16 protein-coding genes are annotated in these 19,278 nt (G+C 62.4%); 11 read left to right on the plus strand and 5 right to left on the minus strand.

From position 1 onward, the window contains the following. On the plus strand, window positions 1-2,851 hold a 2,851-nt coding region (locus NOM55_RS03640; RefSeq protein ID WP_255907536.1), incomplete at its 5' end, for a tandem-95 repeat protein. A gap of 459 nt (window positions 2,852-3,310) precedes the next feature. Here NOM55_RS03640 and NOM55_RS03645 read toward each other — a convergent pair. The 4 genes from NOM55_RS03645 to NOM55_RS03660 form a co-directional block, all read right to left on the minus strand. Beyond that, window positions 3,311-4,978, minus strand: a complete 1,668-nt coding sequence (locus NOM55_RS03645; protein ID WP_047967388.1) for an L-lactate permease — start codon at window positions 4,976-4,978, stop codon at window positions 3,311-3,313. A 243-nt stretch (window positions 4,979-5,221) separates the two neighbouring features. After that, on the minus strand, window positions 5,222-5,944 hold the full coding sequence (locus NOM55_RS03650) for a UDP-2,3-diacylglucosamine diphosphatase (protein ID WP_255907537.1): 723 nt from the start codon (window positions 5,942-5,944) through the stop codon (window positions 5,222-5,224). A gap of 58 nt (window positions 5,945-6,002) precedes the next feature. Then, window positions 6,003-6,503, minus strand: a complete 501-nt coding sequence (locus NOM55_RS03655) for a peptidylprolyl isomerase (RefSeq protein WP_047967390.1) — start codon at window positions 6,501-6,503, stop codon at window positions 6,003-6,005. Window positions 6,504-6,521: 18 nt separating this feature from the next. Further along, a complete protein-coding gene (locus NOM55_RS03660; RefSeq protein ID WP_255907538.1) occupies window positions 6,522-7,085 on the minus strand; it encodes a peptidylprolyl isomerase in 564 nt (187 codons plus the stop codon). A gap of 169 nt (window positions 7,086-7,254) precedes the next feature. On the opposite strand from NOM55_RS03660, the gene NOM55_RS03665 reads away from it, so the two are divergent. From NOM55_RS03665 to NOM55_RS03685, 5 genes are all read left to right on the plus strand, one after another. Further along, a complete protein-coding gene (locus NOM55_RS03665) occupies window positions 7,255-7,953 on the plus strand; it encodes an LPP20 family lipoprotein (protein WP_255907539.1) in 699 nt (232 codons plus the stop codon). Window positions 7,954-7,961: 8 nt separating this feature from the next. Beyond that, a complete protein-coding gene (locus tag NOM55_RS03670; protein ID WP_255907540.1) occupies window positions 7,962-9,248 on the plus strand; it encodes a flagellar assembly protein T N-terminal domain-containing protein in 1,287 nt (428 codons plus the stop codon). A 167-nt stretch (window positions 9,249-9,415) separates the two neighbouring features. Continuing rightward, entirely contained in the window at window positions 9,416-10,441 is a 1,026-nt protein-coding gene (locus NOM55_RS03675) for an extracellular solute-binding protein (RefSeq protein ID WP_305118823.1), read from the plus strand. 127 nt (window positions 10,442-10,568) lie between these two features. Beyond that, entirely contained in the window at window positions 10,569-12,179 is a 1,611-nt protein-coding gene (locus NOM55_RS03680) for an iron ABC transporter permease (RefSeq protein WP_255907542.1), read from the plus strand. Continuing rightward, complete coding sequence (locus tag NOM55_RS03685) at window positions 12,179-13,222, plus strand: ABC transporter ATP-binding protein (RefSeq protein ID WP_255907543.1); 1,044 nt, start codon at window positions 12,179-12,181, stop codon at window positions 13,220-13,222. Before NOM55_RS03680 ends, NOM55_RS03685 begins: the two co-directional genes overlap by 1 nt. A gap of 64 nt (window positions 13,223-13,286) precedes the next feature. Here the strand turns inward: NOM55_RS03685 and NOM55_RS03690 are convergent, their stop codons facing one another. After that, on the minus strand, window positions 13,287-14,141 hold the full coding sequence (locus NOM55_RS03690) for a serine hydrolase (RefSeq protein WP_047967394.1): 855 nt from the start codon (window positions 14,139-14,141) through the stop codon (window positions 13,287-13,289). A gap of 150 nt (window positions 14,142-14,291) precedes the next feature. On the opposite strand from NOM55_RS03690, the gene uvrB reads away from it, so the two are divergent. Genes uvrB through fliE form a run of 5 tightly spaced genes read left to right on the plus strand, consistent with a single transcriptional unit; the run spans window position 14,292 to window position 19,264 of the window. Further along, window positions 14,292-16,304: an excinuclease ABC subunit UvrB gene (uvrB, locus tag NOM55_RS03695; RefSeq protein WP_120810966.1), complete on the plus strand. Its 2,013-nt coding sequence runs from the start codon at window positions 14,292-14,294 to the stop codon at window positions 16,302-16,304. Between the two features lie 2 nt (window positions 16,305-16,306). After that, a complete protein-coding gene (locus tag NOM55_RS03700; protein WP_255907544.1) occupies window positions 16,307-16,795 on the plus strand; it encodes a low molecular weight protein-tyrosine-phosphatase in 489 nt (162 codons plus the stop codon). Window positions 16,796-16,844: 49 nt separating this feature from the next. Continuing rightward, window positions 16,845-17,534: a chemotaxis protein CheB gene (locus tag NOM55_RS03705; RefSeq protein WP_255907546.1), complete on the plus strand. Its 690-nt coding sequence runs from the start codon at window positions 16,845-16,847 to the stop codon at window positions 17,532-17,534. 51 nt (window positions 17,535-17,585) lie between these two features. Continuing rightward, window positions 17,586-18,914 (plus strand): sigma-54 dependent transcriptional regulator, encoded by a 1,329-nt coding sequence (locus NOM55_RS03710; protein WP_255907548.1) that lies wholly within the window; start codon window positions 17,586-17,588, stop codon window positions 18,912-18,914. A 29-nt stretch (window positions 18,915-18,943) separates the two neighbouring features. Continuing rightward, the gene (gene fliE / locus NOM55_RS03715; RefSeq protein ID WP_047967399.1) at window positions 18,944-19,264 is read left to right on the plus strand and encodes a flagellar hook-basal body complex protein FliE; all 321 of its coding nucleotides are present in this window, start codon (window positions 18,944-18,946) and stop codon (window positions 19,262-19,264) included. Window positions 19,265-19,278 lie beyond the last annotated feature (14 nt).

The following is a 19,278-nucleotide window of genomic DNA, read 5'->3' on the forward strand; positions in this document are numbered from 1 at the left end:
CGACGGCGTCGGCAGCCTGCAGCTGAACGCCGACGGCAGCTACGTGTTCACCCCGGCGGCCAACTACCACGGCGCGGTGCCGCTGGTCAGCTACACCGTCAGCGACGGCGTGAGCAGCGACAGCTCCACCCTCAGCATCAGCGTCACCCCGGTGGACGATAAAGGTGTGGCAGGCATCGACAGCAACACTACGCTGGAAGATACGGCGGTGAGTGGCAATGTGCTGGACAACGACCGTGATATTGATAGCAACCTGACAGTGGCTGGCTTCTCCGTGGACATCAATGGTGATGGCACTACAGAAAGTTTCACTGCTGGCCAGACGGCAACGATCAACGGTGTCGGGACGCTGACCCTGGGTAGCGATGGCGGCTACATCTTCGCGCCGGCCGGCAACTGGAGTGGTGCCGTTCCCGCGGTGACTTACACCACGAATACCGGTACCAGCGCTACCTTGAATATTGATGTAACACCGGTGGCAGACAAACCGGCACTGACGATCAACAATTATCAGACCGTGGCTTCAATGAACTTTGAAGATGTGGCACTGCCTTCCCAGGGTTATTCCGAGACGATCCAGATCAACACGATTTCGGGTACCAGCACGGTGGGCACCTGGAGCACCTGGAATGGCAGTGGTTATGTCGAGGTAGGCAAGGAAGGCATCTACCAGGGCGGTAGCTCCAGTAACAAAGTCATGGAGATTGAAGCCGCCACCGGCGACAAGACCCTGTATGCGGATATCCAGGTTGAAGCTGGCCGCTTCTACGAGCTGGATTTCGATGTTGCGGCACGTAATGGCCATATTGCCAGTTCCGGCATGTCGGTATCGCTGGTCAAGCTGGATGCCTCCGGTAACCCGGTTACCGGTTCGTCTGTCGTGCTGTACACCTTCTCGCCGACGGACAGCAGCTGGCACAACGTGACCGAGAACTGGACGGCAGAAGCATCCGGGACTTACCGTTTGATCTTCACGTCTACGGATTCAGGGAACAGCTATGGCGCCCTGCTGGACAACATCACTTTCTCGGCGGTTGAGAACAAGGGCTACGAGAACAGTTTCTTCAGCCTGGGAGATATCAATACCGCGCTGACCGATACCGATGGTTCCGAAGAACTGGCTGTCGAGATTTCCGGTCTGCCGGTTGGGGCGGTGTTGAAGGATGGCGCTGGTCATGAGCTGACGGTTGGTGCCAACGGCAAGCTGGATGTGACGGGCTGGAGTCTGACCACCCTGCAGATTCAGGTGGACCAGCCGGGCAACTACACCCTGACGGTGACCTCGACTTCCAGCGAAGTGGTAAATGGCAGCGTGGTGGATAGCGACAGCAGCCAAGCCAGCTTTACGATCACCGTACTGGATGCGGCCAACTTCACCGATGCCAACGAGGTGGTGACCATGGCGGAGGATGGCGTGCTGAGCGGTTCGGTGCTGACCGGTACCAGCAGCATCGAAGGCGCTGTAACGGTAAGCAGCTTCTCAATCGGCGGCAGCAGCTACACCGCGGGTCAGACTGCCACGGTTGCCAATATCGGTGCACTGAAGGTCAATGCCGATGGCAGTTATGTCTTCACGCCGGTGAAAGACTTCAACGGTCCGGTGCCGACCGTGAATTACGTCGTGACCGATGGCAAGACCACCGATGCGTCCACGCTGGATATTACGGTGACCGCGGTGGAGGATACTCCGGTGTCGTATAGCAGTGGCAACAGTGGTGCCTACTGGCTGATGAACTACACGTCGAATGCTAACGAATTCGACATGAAGGTGAAGAACGGCACGATGACGTTGGCGGTGGGCGAATCGCTGCACTGGGACATCCTGGTGACCGACAGTGACCAGAATGCCACACTGACGCTGATCAACAAGAGCCTGCCAAGCGGTGCGACGCTGTCGTCCGAGCGCCTGTATGCCGAGAACGGCGAGGTGATGTTGCGGGTTTACCTCACCGTGACCGGTAACTCGGCGATTACCCTGTCCCAAGACAATCAGTTCACGATTGACGTGAATGGCGCCAGCGGCAAGGCCCTGCTGATCAACTCGGACGAGTATGTTGGCGTACACCCCAACAACGAGTATGACTACAGCACACAGTTCGATAATGGCAATGCATCACAGTGGGACGACACTGACTGGCTGAGCAGCAACGTTAGAGGGGGTGAGCTCGCTACCTCGAGCTCAAGCCAGGCTGGCCAGACCGTCAGCTACGGCAACGGCGAAGATATCGTCTACGGTACCACCGGTGGCGACAGTCTGAGTGGCGGTGCCGACAATGACTTCATCGATGGCCGGGCTGGCAACGATACCCTGCATGGCGATACAGGTAACGATGTGGTGCTGGGTGGTCATGGCAACGACACGCTTTACGGTGATGCCGGTAACGACTACCTGGATGGTGGCCGCGGTAGTGACGCGCTGTATGGCGGTAGCGGCAACGATGTGCTGAAAGGCGGCGCAGACAGCGATACATTGGTTGGTGGTGCTGGTAATGACACGCTGACTGGTGGCACAGGTATCGACACCTTCAAGTGGACGCTGGGTGATGCGGGTGCGGTGGGCTCGGCTGCGAGGGATAGCATCACTGACTTCAAGGCCGGTGTCGGTGGTGACGTGCTGGATCTGAAAGACCTGCTGCAGGGCGAGAACAGCAGCAACCTGAGCAATTACCTGCATTTCGACAAGGATGCCGCCGGTAACGCCGTAGTGCAGATCAGTTCCAGCGGTAATGTTGTGGGGGGCTTCGATCAGGCCATCACGCTGGAAGGCGTGAAACTGTCTGACCTTGGGGCTGGCGATGCGAATATCATCAACAACCTGCTGGCCAATGGCAATCTGAAGGTGGATCTGTAAGCAGCGCAGGCTGTCAGTGCAAAAGGGCCGGGTTTCCGGCCCTTTTTTTGTTGCCGTGAGATCGGTAAACAGTCATGGCATGGCGGGGGCAGTATGGCGTAACGTGATCGCTTGTGTTTACTGGCCTGATACAGAAGGTTGCAGCGGCAAGTTCTGCTCGCGCGCCTAAGCTCGAGAAAAAAGCCAATCCGAACACGGATTGGCTTTTGTGCGATGGTTTTCCTGAAACAAGGTGCCCGGCAGACTACGCTTGTCGGGTGCGCGCGGAGGTGGTGTTTTGCTATAACAGACACCCATGACGACAACCAGCCTCATCGCCTGAGGAGTCCCCAAATATGAAAAGCTGCTTGGGACCGTAGTTCTTTAGGGCTGTCAGGCGTGTGTCACATCCGTGTCGATCGGTATGCTGGGCCCGGGCATAGCTTGGGCCCAGCATGCGTTTTGTTGCCACCACGACGCTTACGGGTGGATGACCAGGGCCGTGAATGGTGGCAGGTAGGCCATGGCCGAGACGACCAGGCCGACCAGGCAGGCCAGTGCCAGCGAGTGGAAGAACACAAAGCGCAGGATCACGCCTTCCTTGCCGTAGTACTGGGTGGCGGTGGAGGCGACCACGATGGACTGCGCGTCGATCATCTTGCCCATCACGCCGCCGGAAGAGTTGGCCGCCGTCATCAGGATTGGCGACAGGCCCAGCTGCTGCGCCGAGGCTTTTTGCAGGCCGCCGAACAACACGTTGGCCGCCGTGTCGGAGCCGGTCAGTGCCACGCCCAGCCAGCCGAGCAGGGTGCCAAAGAACGGATAGAACACGCCGGTGTGCGAGAACGCGAGGCCGAGGGTGATGTCGACGCCGGAGAAGCGGGTGACGTAGCCCAGTGCCAGCATCGCCACGATGGTGGTGAGCGAATAGCGCAGCGACCAGAAGGTTTCCTTGTACACCTTCAGCATTTCGGACGGACGGTAGCCCATGATCAACGCCGAGATCAGCGCGGCGACCAGGATGCCGGTGCCGGTGGTGGACAGCAGGTTGAACTTGTAGATGGCGGCTTCCAGGTGCGGCTCGGTCACCACTGGCGGCATCTTGTAGATCAGGTTGTGCAGGCCCGGCCACTGGATTTCCAGCGTGAAGATGCTGTCCAGCAGTTTCTTGATGGTGGGCGAGCCGAAGGCGAATACCGCCACCGACAGGATCAGCCACGGCAGCCAGGCGCGGATCACTTCGCCTGTGCTGTAGCCGTGATGCTTGTCGGCGATGATGGCCTTGGCGCCGTTGGCAGCTTCACCACCCATGGTGCCGGCGGTGGAGGTGTAGATTTCTTTCGGTTTCCATACTTTCAGGAAGCCGACCAAGGCGGCGATGGAACACACCGAGGCGATCACCGCCACCAGTTCCGGCCCCATGGTGTTGGACACGATCAGCTGCGGAATGGCAAACGACAGGCCGGCCACCAGTACCGCGGGCCAGATGCGCATGGTGTTGCGCCAGCCGCAGAACGCGATCAGCAGCCAGAACGGCACGATGATGGCGAAGAGGGTCATCTGGCGACCCACCATCGACGAAATCTGCAGCACGTCCAGGCCGGTGACCTTGGCCAGGGTGGTGATCGGGGTGCCCAGCGCGCCGTAGGCCACCGGCGCGGTATTGGCGATCAGCGACAGGCCGGAGGCGGCCAGTGGTGAGAAGCCGAGGCCGATCAGCATGGCGCCGGTGACGGCCACCGGGGTGCCGAAGCCGCCGGCACCTTCAAAGAAGGCGCCAAAGCAGAACGCGATCAGCAAGAGCTGCAGACGGCGGTCGGTGGTGATGCCGGAAATGGACTCACGCAGGATGGCGAACTGGCCTTTGCGCTCGGTAAGCTGGTACAGGAAGATCACGTTGAGGATGATCCAGCCGATCGGCAGCAGGCCGTTGGCGGCGCCCAGCAGCGTGGCGCTGGCGGCCAGTTCGGCCGGCATGCCGAACACGCCGATGGCGACCAGTAGCGAGGTTGCCAGGCCCAGCAGCGCGGCCTTGTGCGCCTTGACGTGGAACAGGCCCAGTGCGCCCAGCAGGACGATGACCGGGATGCTGGCGGCCAGCGTGGATAGCCACGGGCTGCCGAGCGGGTCGTAAACGTGTGACCACATGATGTAACTCTCCTTATTGTGATGCGCGATCTCGGTGCTGCTGCCTGACGGCAGGCGGTTGCGCGAGGCGTTATGTGCCGTGCGCGAACTTTAGCGGCAGCCGGCGGTCGGCGTCATTTGGGGCTTGCCCTTGCGGGTTAACCCTGAGCAATCAGGTCAAGTTACTGAAAACAAATAGAAAGACGAAAAAATGGCCGCAACGCCGGGCAGGCGTTGCGGCCAACCTTGTGGCAGGCGGATGGCTTACGGAAGCGGGTGGGCGGAGACGCCGCTGTCATCCAGGCGCAGGTAGCCGGCACGGCCATCGTGCCAGTCCTGGATCACCCAGCGTGTACGCTCGCCGTCGGCCAGCGCATGGTGGTGTACGGCCGGACGGTGGGTGTGACCGTGAATCAGCGTGCAGCCAGGGTTGGCCGCAAGCAGGGCGACAACGGCGTCTTCGGTCACGTCGCTGATTTCGCTCGGCCCGTCCTGCTGCTTGCGCGATTCGCTCTGTTCGCGGATGTGGCGGGCGATGGCGTGTCGCTCCGCCAGCGGCTTCTGCAAAAAGGCCTGCTGCCAGGCCGGCTGCCGCACCATGGCGCGGAACTGCTGGTAGGCGCTGTCGTCGCCGCACAGTGCGTCGCCGTGGCTGAGCAGGTAGCGGCGGCCGCAGGCCTGCAGCGGGTGCGGATCGGGCAGCAGCGTGGCGCCGCTGGCGGCGGCAAAGCCGGCACCGAGCAGGAAGTCGCGGTTGCCGTGCATCACGAACAGCGGTGTGTGGCGGCTGAAGTCGCGCATCGCCGCGACCATGCTGCGGGCGAAGGCGTCATCGTCGTCGTCGCCGACCCAGTACTCGAACAGGTCGCCGAGGATGTACAGCGCGTCGATGTGGCCGGCCCACTGTCGCAGCGTGCGCCGGAACAGCTCGCCCAGCCACGGCGCGTCGGCGTGCAGGTGCAGATCGGAGATCAGGTGTATGGCCATCGTGCAGCACCATGAATAAGGGCCGCACGCAGCGGCCCCGGGTCTTGCGTGAACGGGATCAGGCGGCAGCCACGATCTCGGCTTTTTCGACGATGACCGGCTCGACCGGTACGTCCTGGTGACCACCGGTGCGACCGGTTTTCACGCCCTTGATGCGGTCAACCACGTCCTGGCCGGCAACCACCTGGCCGAACACGGCGTAGCCCCAGCCCTGCATGGTTTCGCTGCGGAAATCGAGGAAGTCGTTGTCCGACACGTTGATGAAGAACTGGGCGCTGGCGGAGTGCGGATCCGGCGTGCGTGCCATGGCCACGGTGTAAGTCTTGTTGGACAGACCGTTGTTGGCTTCGTTCTCGATGGTGTCGCGGGTGTCCTTCTGCTTCATGTCGGCAGTGAAACCGCCGCCCTGGATCATGAAACCGTTGATCACGCGGTGGAAGATGGTGCCGTCGTAGTGGCCGTCCAGCACGTATTGCTCAAAGTTGGCGACGGTTTTCGGTGCCTTGTCGGCAAACAGTTCCAGCGTGATGTCGCCGAAGTTGGTAGTCAGTTTGATCATGATGGGAGTCCTTGGGGATCAGGGTTTGTAAGTGGCTTTCTGGATGACGATGGGCTCCATCGGCACATCCTGCATGCCGCCGATGTAGCCGGTGCGCGACTTGGCAATGCGGTTGACGACGTCCATGCCGGCGGTCACCTTGCCAAACACGGTGTAGCCCCAGCCTGGCGGCGTCTTGCTGCGGAAATCCAGAAAATCGTTGTTGACCAGATTGATGAAGAATTGCGAGGTCGCCGAGTGCGGATCGTTGGTGCGTGCCATGGAGATGCTGCCGATCACGTTCTTCAGGCCGTTGTCGGCCTCGTTGGCGATCGGCGCGCGTGTCGGTTTTTGTGACAGCGAACCGCCGTCGATGGTAAAACCGCCACCCTGGATCATGAAGCCGTCAATCACGCGGTGGAACACGGTGTTGTCGTAATGGCCGGCCTTGACGTAGCGGGTGAAATTGTCGACGGTCTTGGGCGCGCTTTGCGGCGCCAGCTCGACGGTGATCAGACCCTTGTTGGTCTGCAGCTCCACTTTCGGCGCGGCGCTGGCCAGCAGGGGCAGCAACAGCAGGGCAAGGGCGGCAATCTTCTTCATGGCCATGGTTTCCGGAGAGTTGAGGCCGGCAGTTTAGCATGAGGCCGGTGGCGATGTGCCAGCCGGCGCGGGCTGTGGCGCGCCCGGCCGCTGTTAAAGATTGTGCGGCAACGGCCGATAAAGCGATGAAGCAATAACACGACATGTCATTCAGTAGGCGGAGAACGCAATGAAAAAAACGGTTTTGGCAACAAGTCTGCTGGCACTGGTGTCGGTGACAGCCTGCGCCTCGTCCGCGGCGCCGGTGGCGCAAGAAGCGGCCGGCGAAGGCTGGATGGTGGTTGCCGATGCGCCTGCCGTGGCGGGAAGCCATGAGCAGCCGGGGATCTCCCGGCAGCCGGTGATGACCCAGGGCGGCGTGATGATGGGTGGCGGCTATGTCGGTCCCTTGTCCGAGCCGGCAGCCAAGGAGGAGGAAAAGTACAACGCACTGCGCATCCGCGTGGTCGGCTATGGCGCGCCGCCAGCCAGTCGCAGCCTGTCGCCGGTGCAGCGCCGACTGCTGGCGATGCGTGCCTCGCAGCTGGATGCCTATCGCGCGATGGCAGAACAGGTGCAGGGTTTCAAGTTGTCCGGCAGTAGTACCGTCGGCAACATGATTGCGGCCAACGATAGCTACCGCGTGTTCGTCGATGCCTACCTGCGCGGCGTGCGACTGCTGTCCACCGAGTTCAAGGCTGACGGCAGCAGCGAGACCATCGGTGAAGTGGTATTGGACGAAGGCTTCTTCAAGGCTTATCGTAGCGCGCTGGTGACCACCGGCAACGTGGCGACCGCGGCACGGGTGCTGCCTGCTGCTGACGGCAGCAAGCTGGGTTGTACCGACAGCGGTTGTGTCTACGGTGGCGACTACTATGTTTCGCATTGACGGCGCAGATGAAAACTAAACCATTCTGGTACGCCGCCCTGTGGGCGGCGTTTTTGTTGGCAGGGCCGGCGGCGGCCGAGGTGTATCGCGCCGAAGGCGTGGCCTCGCTGGAGTCTGGCCGCGTTGCGGCGCGGCAGCAGGCGATAGAGGACGCGGTGCGGCAGATGGCAATGACCCACGCCGGCACACTGCAGGCCACGTCGCGCCTCGATAACGGCGAGCTGACCGAATCGAGCATGACCGGTCCGCTGACGCTGCCGGGCACGCCGCGCGTGCTGCAGGAAAGCCAGCGCGACGGGCTGCTGTTCGTCACGGTGGAAGTCGATACCGCCGAGCCGGTGTCCGTCGCGGAGGCACCCGGTGCGTCTGCCAGCCAGGCTTGCGTCCGTCCGGCGACACCGGCGGGGCGCTTCCTGACCCGGCGGCTGGTCAGCACCTATTTCGAGGTGGCACAACCGCAGGATGCCGGTGACCTCGGCAATCTGGCGACCTGGTTGCCGTCCGAACTGTCGCGACGGCTGAATGCGCTGCGCGACGTGCGCGTGTTGGATGCCGGCAACGTGTCGCTGTTCCCCGGCGGCAAGGTGCAGGAGCCGTGGCAGGCCAGCGATGCTGTGCGCGATATCGGTCGCCGCGAGGAGGTACAGTTCGTGCTCGCCGGGCGGGTGCTGGATACCGGCGTCACCCGCAAGGAGCCGCGGCTGGGCGCGTTTGGCGGCGCCAGCGGCAGCGAGGCCGGGCTGTATTACACCGGGCCGCTGGCCGGCCTGTTCGGTGCCTCGGCACGGGTGGTGCCGGTGGAGCGCCGCTTCGCCGTCGAATACTGGCTGTACGACGCGCTGACCGGTGGCGTGCTGGCCACCGCCACTGTGGCAACGACCGCGCGCGGCGCGGTGCACGACAGCTCGCTGCGAGTCTTCGATCTGAGCCGCTTCCAGCAAAACGACTATGGCCGCAGCGTGGCGGCGCTGCTGGATGGCGTTGCCGGCAAGCTGGCGAATACCATGCACTGCCTGCCGTTCGCGGCGCGGGTGGTGCGGGTGGACGGCGACCGCGTTTACCTGGGCGCCGGCACGCTGGACGGACTGGCCAGTGCCGACCGCCTCATCGTCTACAAGCAGCAGCCGCAGACCGAGATCCGTCGCGGCGACGGCGTGGTGCTGGGGCTGCCGGAGCGGGTGATCGGCGATGTCGAGCTGCTGCAGGTGCAGCCGCGGCTGGCGGTGGCGATGCTGCGCAATGCCCGCGGCAAGGTGGATGTTGGCGACTGGGTGCGTTTTCCGGTGCGACGCTGAGTCGCGTTGCATCTCTTAAAGGTTGGCCGCAAGTGTCGTTTTGCGGCCAACCTTTGCTTTATGTGATGGCGGTTTCACGCGCGACCGGAACTGATGCAGATCAGTTTTGTTGCAAATTGCTGTTGATAACGATTCTTGTCTTTATTACAATCGCTGCCATTGATGCTATGCCTGACAACGGGCTTTTAAGGAGTGTGACTGTGAACAAAAAGGTATTGCTTGCCTCGCTGCTGGCTGTCTTCGCAGGATCCGCTGCTGCGGAAGAAATCGTGGTGTACAGCTCCCGTGCCGAACAGCTGATCAAGCCGCTGTTTGACGCGTACAGCAAGGAAACCGGTGTTGCCATCAAGGTCATTTCCGACAAGGAAGGCCCGCTGATGGAGCGCCTGAAGGCAGAAGGCAGCAACTCCCCGGCCGACATCTTCCTGACCGTGGACGCCGGCAACCTGTGGAAGGCCGAAGACATGGGCCTGTTCCAGCCGATCAAGTCGGCCGTGCTGAACGGCAACATCCCGGCCAACCTTCGCGACCCGGACAACAACTGGTACGGCCTGTCGGTCCGCGCCCGTACCATTTTCTACAACAAGAACACCGTCAAGCCGGCGCAGCTGGCTTCCTACGAAGACCTGGCCAGCCCGAAGTGGAAGGGCAAGCTGTGCCTGCGTAGCTCGAAGAACGTCTACAACCAGTCGCTGGTTGCCACCATGATCGCCGACATCGGCCCGGTGGCCACCGAGCGCATGGTCAAGGGCTGGGTCAACAACCTGGCGACCGCACCGTTCGGCAACGACAACGCGGTGCTGGAGGCGATTGCCGCCGGCCAGTGTGATGTGGGCATGGCCAACACCTACTACTACGGCCGTATCGTCGCCAAGAACCCGGCCTTCCCGGTCAGCCCGTTCTGGGCCAACCAGGCTGGCAAGGGCACCCACGTCAACGTGTCCGGCGCCGGTGTCGTGCGCTACGCCAAGAACGTGAAGGGCGCGGTGAAACTGCTGGAGTGGCTGTCGTCCGACAAGGCACAGAACATGTTCGCCGACGTCAACTTCGAGTACCCGGCCAACCCGAAAGTGAAGGCCGATGCGCTGGTGGCATCGTGGGGCAACTTCAAGCACAACCTGATCAACGTCAAAGTGGCCGGCTCGAAACAGGCCGAAGCTGTGATGCTGATGGACCGCGTCGGCTACAAGTAATCCCGCAGTGGTTTCAACCCGAGGGCGCCGTGGCGCCCTTTTTCGTTTGCGAGGCCCGTGAATGTCGTTTGAGCCGCAAGGGCTAAAGGCGGATAATCCGCCTTTTGATTTTCGCCTTCATTTCTCTATGCCATCCGTTTTCCGACGCTGGCGCTGGCCGCTTGTCGCCTTGTTGATCAGCCTGCTGACGCTGATCCCTCTCGCCGTGATCGTATTGTCGTCGCTGACGCCGGACCCGGTGATCTGGCAGCACCTGCTCGACTACGCGTTGCCGGAGCTGCTGAACAACACGCTGTGGCTGGTGCTGGGCGTCGCCACCGGCGTGCTGCTGCTGGGCGTGCCGCTGGCCTGGCTGGTGGCGGTGTACGATTTTCCGGGGCGCAAGCACTTCAACTGGGCGCTGATGCTGCCGCTGGCCATGCCGGCCTACGTGATGGCGTTCACCCAGGTCGGGCTGTTCGATTTTTCCGGCCCGGTGCAAACCCTGCTGCGCGCGCATTTCGACAATACGCGCTGGTTTCCGCCGATCCGCTCCACCGGCGGTCTGGTGCTGGTGATGAGCCTGGCGTTCTATCCCTACGTCTACCTGCTGGCGCGCAATGCCTTCTCCACCATGGGCCGTCGCGCGTTGGAGGTGGGGCAGACGCTGGGGCTGTCGCGCAGTGCCGGCTTCTGGCACATCGCGCTGCCGATGGCGCGGCCGTGGATCATGGGCGGCCTGATCCTGGCGCTGATGGAAACGCTGGCCGATTTCGGCACCGTGTCGATCTTCAACTTCGATGCCTTCACCACCGCCATCTACAAGGCGTGGTTCTCGCTGTTCTCGCTGGATACCGCCAAGCAGCTGGCGTCGCTGCTGGTGGCGCTGATCTTCGTGATGGTGGTGCTGGAGCAGTATGCGCGCGGCCGTCGCGCCTATGTGCAGGCTGGTCGCGCCGCGCCGCTGCCGCGCCTGCGCCTGGCCGGCGCGCGCGCATGGCTGGCCAGCGGCTACGCGCTGCTGGTGCTGGTCTTGGCCTTCGTGCTGCCGTTCGGCCAGCTGCTGGTCTGGTCGTGGGGCGCGCTGGAGCAGGAGTGGAACGAGGCGCTGTTCGGCTATGCGCTGCGCTCGGTGACGCTGTCGATGATGGCGGCGCTGATGATCGTCTGCGTCGCCTTGCTGCTGTCCTACGCCCGCCGCCGTGACGGTGGTGCGCTGGTGCGGCTGCTGGCGCGGGTGGCGACGCTGGGCTATGCGGTACCCGGTACCGTGCTGGCGGTCGGCATCTTCGTGCCGATTGCCTGGCTGGACAATGTGCTGATCGAGCACTTCTTTGCCGGCCAGGATGTCACCGCGGTGCTGAAGGGCACGCTGGCGGTGATGCTGCTGGCCTACGTGTCGCGCTTTCTCGCCGTCGGTTACTCGGCGGTGGACGCGGCGATGAACCGCATCACGCGCAGCCAGGAAGAAGCGGCGCGCAACCTCGGCTATTCCGGCTTTGCGCTGCTGCGCCATGTGCACCTGCCGTTGCTGCAGGGCGGCCTGCTGACCGGGGTGCTGATGGTGTTTGTCGATGTGATGAAAGAGATGCCGATCACGATGATGACGCGCCCGTTCGGCTGGGACACGCTGGCGGTCAGGATTTACGGTTTGACGTCGGAAGGGGTGTTTGACCAGGCGGCGTTGCCGGCAGTGGTGCTGGTGCTGGTCGGTCTGATTCCCACCTTGCTGCTGTCACGTCAAAAGGATGTTGCTTGATGGATGCTTTGCTTCAGTTGAATGCGGTCAGCCAGGCCTACGCCGGCAAGCCGGTGATCGATAACATGTCGTTCCAGCTGGCGGAGGGCGAGATCGCCTGCCTGCTGGGCAGCTCCGGCTGCGGCAAGACCACGGTGCTGCGCTGCATTGCCGGCTTCGAGCCGCTGCGCAGTGGCGACATCCGGCTCAATGGCGAGCGTATCGCCGCTCCCGGCTACAACAAGCCGGCGCATTTGCGCGCGGTGGGGATGGTGTTCCAGGATTACGCGCTGTTCCCGCACCTGGACGTGGCGGCCAACGTTGGCTTCGGCCTGCGCGGTCTTGGTGACGGCGAGCGCAAGGCGCGCGTCGGGCTGATGCTGGAAGTGGTCGGCCTGTCGGCGCTGGCCGGCGCCTATCCGCACGAGCTGTCCGGCGGCCAGCAGCAGCGGGTGGCGCTGGCGCGCGCGCTGGCGCCGCGGCCGCGGCTCTTGCTGCTGGACGAGCCGTTTTCCAACCTCGACGTCGACCTGCGCCAGCGCCTGTCGCACGAGGTGCGCGGCATCCTGAAAGAGCAGGGCATGACCGCGATCATGGTCACCCACGACCAGCAGGAGGCGTTCGCCATGGCCGACAAGGTCGGCGTGATGCACCACGGCCACCTGCAGCAGTGGGCATCGCCGTACCAGCTGTACCACGAGCCGGCCAGCCGCTATGTCGCCGATTTCATCGGCCAGGGCGCGTTCGTGCCGGCGGTGATCAGCGGGCCGCAGTGTGTGACGCTGGAAGTGGGCGAGTATTGCAGCCTGACGCCGCTGGCCTACCAGGTCGGCGCGCAGGTGGACGTGCTGCTGCGTCCGGACGACGTGGTGCACGACGACCACAGCGAGCTGACCGCCGTCGTCAAGGGCAAGGTGTTCATGGGCTCCGAGTTCATGTACACGCTGCAGCTGCCGTCCGGTCAGCAGGTGCTGGCGCAGGTGCCCAGCCATCACAACCACGCCATCGGCGAGGCGATCGGCATCCGTCTGGAGCTGGATCACCTGATTGCCTTTGCGCGCTGAGCGGCCATGAAAAAACCCGGTGCCAGGCACCGGGTTTTTTGCTTGCGGCCAACCTTGGCGCGGTTTAACCCGCCAGCCAGGTGTGCGGAATGGACTCCAGCCAGGTCTTGATCGAGCGGGCGTCCCGCACCCGCGCTGCCGAGCTGTTGGCGGCCAGCAGCACGAATACCAGCTTCTGGCTGCCGACTTCGGCTTCCATCACCAGGCAGCCGCCGGCTTCGTTGATAAAGCCGGTCTTGGACAGCTCGATCGCCCACTGGCCTTCACGCACCAGCGCATTGCTGTTCTTGTAGTGCAGCGTGCGGGTGGCGGTCGGCTGTGCCGTGTACTCGGTCATGGTGGTGAACTGGCGGATCAGCGGATACTGGTTGGCGGCCTTGACCAGGCGTACCAGATCCATCGCCGTGGCGCTGTTGCGCACGTCCAGCCCGGTCGAATCGTAGAAGCTGGCGTTCTGCATGCCGATGGCGCGCGCCTTCTGGTTCATGCGCTCGATGAACGCCGGGCGGCCGCCGGGGTAGTAGCGCGACAGTACCGCCGCGGCACGGTTTTCCGACGACATCAGCGCCAGCAGCAGCATCTCGCGGCGGGTCAGCGTGGAGCCGACAGACAGGCGCGAGCCGGTGTTCTTCAGGCGGTCGAGTTCCTCGTCGCTGATGGTCATCGGGCTGTCCAGCGGCAAGCCGGCGTCCAGGACCACCATCGCGGTCATCAGCTTGGTGATGGAGGCGATCGGCAGCTTTTGCCGGGCATTCTTTTCGAATACCATCTGCCCGGTGCGGCCGTCGACGATGGCGACCGAGTGCGAGCTTAATTGCGGCTGGGCGGCTTCCGACGGATGATAGCTTGTCGGCTGGGCGGCCATAATGGCGCCGCTGCTAAGCGCCAGCACGCAAGCAACAAATAAATTCTTTAGCATCTTTTTGTGGCTCCGATGCGTGGTGAGTTACGTGATAAAACAGATTTTATTTTAAATCGCCAGAATGGATTTGTCCGGATTGATTTTCTATTTATGCCATGAAAAACAATTGGACCAGCTATCCCTGGCGTGACGAATGGGTGAATGTCGATGAATATTGTTTTTCCGGAGAGTCCGTTCCATTTGCACCAGCCGTTTCCGCCGGCCGGTGACCAGCCGACGGCGATTGCATCGCTGGTGGAGGGGCTGGATGACGGCCTGTCATTCCAGACCTTGCTGGGGGTGACGGGTTCCGGCAAGACCTTCACCATGGCCAATGTCATCGCCCGCACCGGCCGTCCGGCCATCATCATGGCGCACAACAAAACGTTGGCCGCACAGCTGTACGCGGAAATGCGCGAGTTCTTTCCGGAGAATGCGGTCGAGTATTTCGTGTCCTACTACGATTACTACCAGCCGGAAGCCTATGTGCCGAGCCGGGACCTGTTCATCGAAAAGGATTCCAGCATCAACGAGCACATTGAGCAGATGCGGCTGTCGGCGACCAAGTCCATTCTCGAGCGGCCGGACTGCATCATCGTCGCCACCGTGTCGGCGATCTACGGTATCGGCGATCCGGCCGAATACCACCAGATGATCCTGCACCTGAAGGAGGGCGAGACCATCGCGCAGCGCGACATCATCGCGCGGCTGGTGACCATGCAGTACGACCGTGCCGACGTCGATTTCTCGCGCGGCGGCTTCCGCGTGCGGGGTGACGTGATCGATATCTTCCCGGCGGAAAGTGCCGAGCTGGCGGTGCGCGTGAGCATGTTCGACGATGAAATCGAGACGCTGACGCTGTTCGACCCGCTGACCGGCGCCACCAAGCAGCGCGTCGGCCGCTTTACCGTCTATCCCGGCAGCCACTACGTGACGCCGCGCGACACCGTGCTGCGCGCCTGCGAGCAGATCAAGCTGGAGCTGCGCCAGCGCATCGAGTGGTACCAGAAGGAAGGCAAGCTGGTGGAGGCGCAGCGCATCGAGCAGCGCACCCGCTTCGACCTGGAAATGCTGTACGAGATGGGTTTCTGCAAGGGCATCGAGAACTACTCGCGCCACTTCTCCGGCCGCGCGCCGGGTGATGCGCCGCCGACGCTGATCGATTACTTGCCGAAGAACGCGCTGATGTTCATCGACGAGAGTCACGTCACCGTGTCGCAGGTCGGCGCGATGTACAAGGGCGATGCCGCGCGCAAGCAGAATCTGGTCGAGTACGGCTTCCGCCTGCCGTCGGCGGCGGACAACCGGCCGCTGAAATTCCACGAGTTCGAACGCCTGCTGCCGCAGACCATCTTCGTTTCCGCCACCCCGGCGGATTACGAGACCACGCATGCCGGCCAGGTGGTGGAGCAGGTGGTGCGGCCAACCGGGTTGGTGGATCCGGAGATCGAGATCCGGCCGGTGGCGACACAGGTCGATGATTTGCTGTCAGAAATCCGCCTGCGCATGGAGCGCAACGAGCGGGTGCTGGTGACCACGCTGACCAAGCGCATGGCGGAGCAGCTGGCCGACTACTACACCGAGCACGGGCTGAAGGTGCGCTACCTGCACTCCGATATCGACACCGTGGAGCGGGTGGAGATCATCCGCGACCTGCGCCTGGGCATGTTCGACGTGCTGATCGGCATTAACCTGCTGCGCGAGGGACTGGATATTCCGGAGGTATCGCTGGTGGCGATTCTGGACGCCGACAAGGAGGGTTTTTTGCGCAGTGAGCGCAGCCTGATTCAAACCATCGGCCGTGCCGCGCGTAATTTGCAGGGTCGCGCCATTCTTTATGCTGATAAAATTACCAATAGCATGAAACGGGCCATTGATGAAACCGAGCGCCGCCGAAATAAACAATTGGCATTTAATGAAGCCAACGGTATTGTGCCGCAGGGCATCAACAAAAAAGTACGTGATCTGATCGACGGCGTTTACGGTGATAATGCCGGTATCGCGAAGCGCAAGAGCGCGTTGTCGACGGTGGTGCTCGATGAAAAAGCCCTGGCCAAGGAAATCAAGCGCATCGAAAAGGAAATGCTGGAAGCGGCACGCAATCTCGAATTCGAAAAAGCCGCCAACCTGCGTGACCAATTGAAAGTGTTAAAAGAACAAGCCTGGATCAATCCGCTGTAATCATGACAAACACAGTCTTGCCGTCTGCTCGCTTTCGGGTGCTGTTCGTGTGTACCGGCAACATCTGCCGCTCGCCGACCGCGCACGCCATCTTTGCGCGTGACATTAGCCGCGCCGGTCTGGCGGCGCAGATCGATGTCGATTCCGCCGGCACCTCGGCCTGGCATGCCGGCGAAGCGGCGGATCCGCGCACGGTTGCGGCCGCGCTGCGCCACGGCGTCGACATGAGCGCGTTGCGGGCACGGCCGTTCCGGCCGCAAGACTGGCAGCAGTTTGATCTGATCCTGGTTGCCGGTTACGATCATTTGGCACAATTGCGGCGGCAGATGCCGGCTGACTGGCCGGGAGAGTTGGCGCTGATGCTGGCGGATGCCGAAGTGCCGGATCCCTACTATGGTGGGGAGGCCGGTTTTGAAGCGGTGTTTGCCTTGCTGGAGCAGGCGTCGCACCACTGGCTGGACAAGGCCAGGGCGCAGTTGCCTGCAATATAACAAAACCTGACGCTGCGCCCGGGCGCCGCCAAAAGGGGAAAACATGGTCATGCCGCGTAAAGAAGGGCTGGATTTCAAACCGCTGGAAGTCGCGCCCAGTCACACTGCCGACGCCATCCTGCCGCGCCAGCCTGGCCGGCTGGCACTGGGGCGCCAGACGGTCATCGCCATCGGTTCGTCCACCGGCGGCACCGAAGCGCTGCGGGTATTGCTGACCGCGCTGCCGGAGCAGATGCCGCCGATCATCATCACCCAGCACATGCCGGAAATGTTCACCAAGTCCTTTGCCGCGCGGCTGGATTCGCTGTGCAAGCTGCGGGTCAAGGAGGCGGAAGACGGCGAGCGCTTGCAGCCGGGCGTGGTCTATATCGCGCCGGGTCATTCCCATCTGCTGATCAAGCCGGCCAGCACCATCGGCTATGCCATCAGCCTGCACCAGGGGCCGCCGGTCAATCGTCACAAGCCGTCGGTGGACGTGATGTTCCGCGCTGCGGCCAACGTCATCGGTCGCAATGCCATCGGCGTGATCCTGACCGGCATGGGGCGCGATGGTGCTTCCGGCATGGGCGAGCTGAAAGAGGCGGGTGCCCACAATATCGCGCAGGACGAGGCGTCCTGCGTGGTGTTCGGCATGCCGAAGGAGGCCATTGCCCTCGGTGCCGCCCATGAAGTGTTGCCCCTCAACAATATTGCCGCGCGCCTGATCGCGCTGTGCAGCCAGCGTCAGCATCAGGACTAAGCTGTTGTCCGGCGACTGACCCTGTCCTGTCATGAATTACATCGGTTACCTATGAAATATTTGCCTGTCCTGGTTGTGGAAGATGACGCCGACCTGCGCGAAGCGCTGGTCGATACCCTGATGCTGTCCGGCTACGCGGTGCTGGAGGCGGCGGACGGCCAGTCGGCCTTGCAGGTGTTGCGCGACAACGCGGTCGGGCTGGTGGTGTCGGACGCCCAGATGCAGCCGATGGACGGCTATACCCTGTTCCAGCAGGTCAAGGCCACCTATCCGGCCTTGCCCTTCGTGCTGATGACCGCCTACGGCGTGATCGAGCGCGCGATCGACCTGCTGCGCGCCGGCGCCAGCCACTACCTGCTGAAGCCGTTCGAACCGCAGCAGCTGATTGCCGAGGTGGAGAAGTACCTGCTGCCGGAGCCGGAAGGCGACACGGAGCTGCTGGCCTATTCCGCACCGATGAAACGGCTGCTGGCCATCGCGCGGCAGGTGGCACCCAGTGACGCCAGCGTGCTGATCAGCGGCCCCAGCGGTGCCGGCAAAGAGGTGCTGGCGCGCTTCATTCACCGCCACTCGCGGCGTAGCACGGCGCCGTTTGTCGCCGTCAACTGTGCGGCAATTCCCGACAACCTGCTGGAGTCGACCCTGTTCGGCCACGAGAAGGGTGCCTTCACCGGTGCGGCCAACGTGCTGCCCGGCAAGTTCGAACAGGCGCAGGGCGGCACCATCCTGCTTGATGAAATCACCGAAATGCCACTGCCGTTGCAGGCCAAGCTGTTGCGTGTGCTGCAGGAGCGGGAGGTAGAGCGCGTCGGCGGCACGCGCACCATCAAGCTGGATATCCGCGTACTGGCCACCAGCAACCGTGAGGTGCAGGAAGAAGTTGCGGCCGGCCGCTTCCGCGAGGACCTGTATTTCCGCCTCAATGTGTTCCCGCTGACGGTACCGGCGCTGGGCGAGCGCACCGAGGACATTTTGCCGCTGGCGCGAAAATTGCTGGATAAGCATGCTAATGCCGTTTCCAAGTCGCGTCTGACCCTGGGCAAGGACGCGGAGCGTGAATTGACGGCCTATAGTTGGGAGGGTAACATCCGCGAGCTGGATAATGTGATGCAGCGGGCGGCAATTCTTGCCGCCGGGCCGGAAGTTTCTGCCGTCGATCTGATGCTGTCGCCATCGACGATGGTGCTGCCGGTGACAACGGACAGCACCGTCGACGAGTCCGATCTGGGCATGAAGGCGGTGGAAAAGCGTCACATCCTTGATGCACTGCAGGCGTGCGGTGGCGTCAAGAAACTGGCTGCAGAGCGCCTTGGCATTAGCGAAAGGACGTTGCGCTACAAGTTGCAGCGTTATCGTGAAGAAGACGCCGGTCCGGCCTGACGCCACCGGCCTCACTGCAAGAGGTTACTATGTCCACGCAGGGTATCAATCAGCTATTGGGTGAGCTGCGCGCCATGTCGTCGCTGGCCGCGGGTCAGGCGCCTGCGGTAGACAAGACCGCTCCCGAAGTCGATTTTTCTGATGTACTCAAAAGCACGCTGGAGCAGGTCAACCAGGTGCAGAACACTTCGCTCGAGCTGCAAAAGCAGTTTGAACTGGGTGAGGAAGGCGTTAACATCCAGGACGTCATGGTGTCGATGCAAAAAGCAAGTCTGAGCTTCCAGACCATGGTTCAGGCCCGCAACAAGCTGGTTTCTGCCTATCAGGAAATCATGAATACGCAAGTGTAGCGCCGTCTGTTTCG

Origin of the sequence: Vogesella sp. AC12 (assembly GCF_024437575.1) — a bacterium.
Classification (GTDB): Bacteria; Pseudomonadota; Gammaproteobacteria; order Burkholderiales; family Chromobacteriaceae; genus Vogesella; species Vogesella indigofera.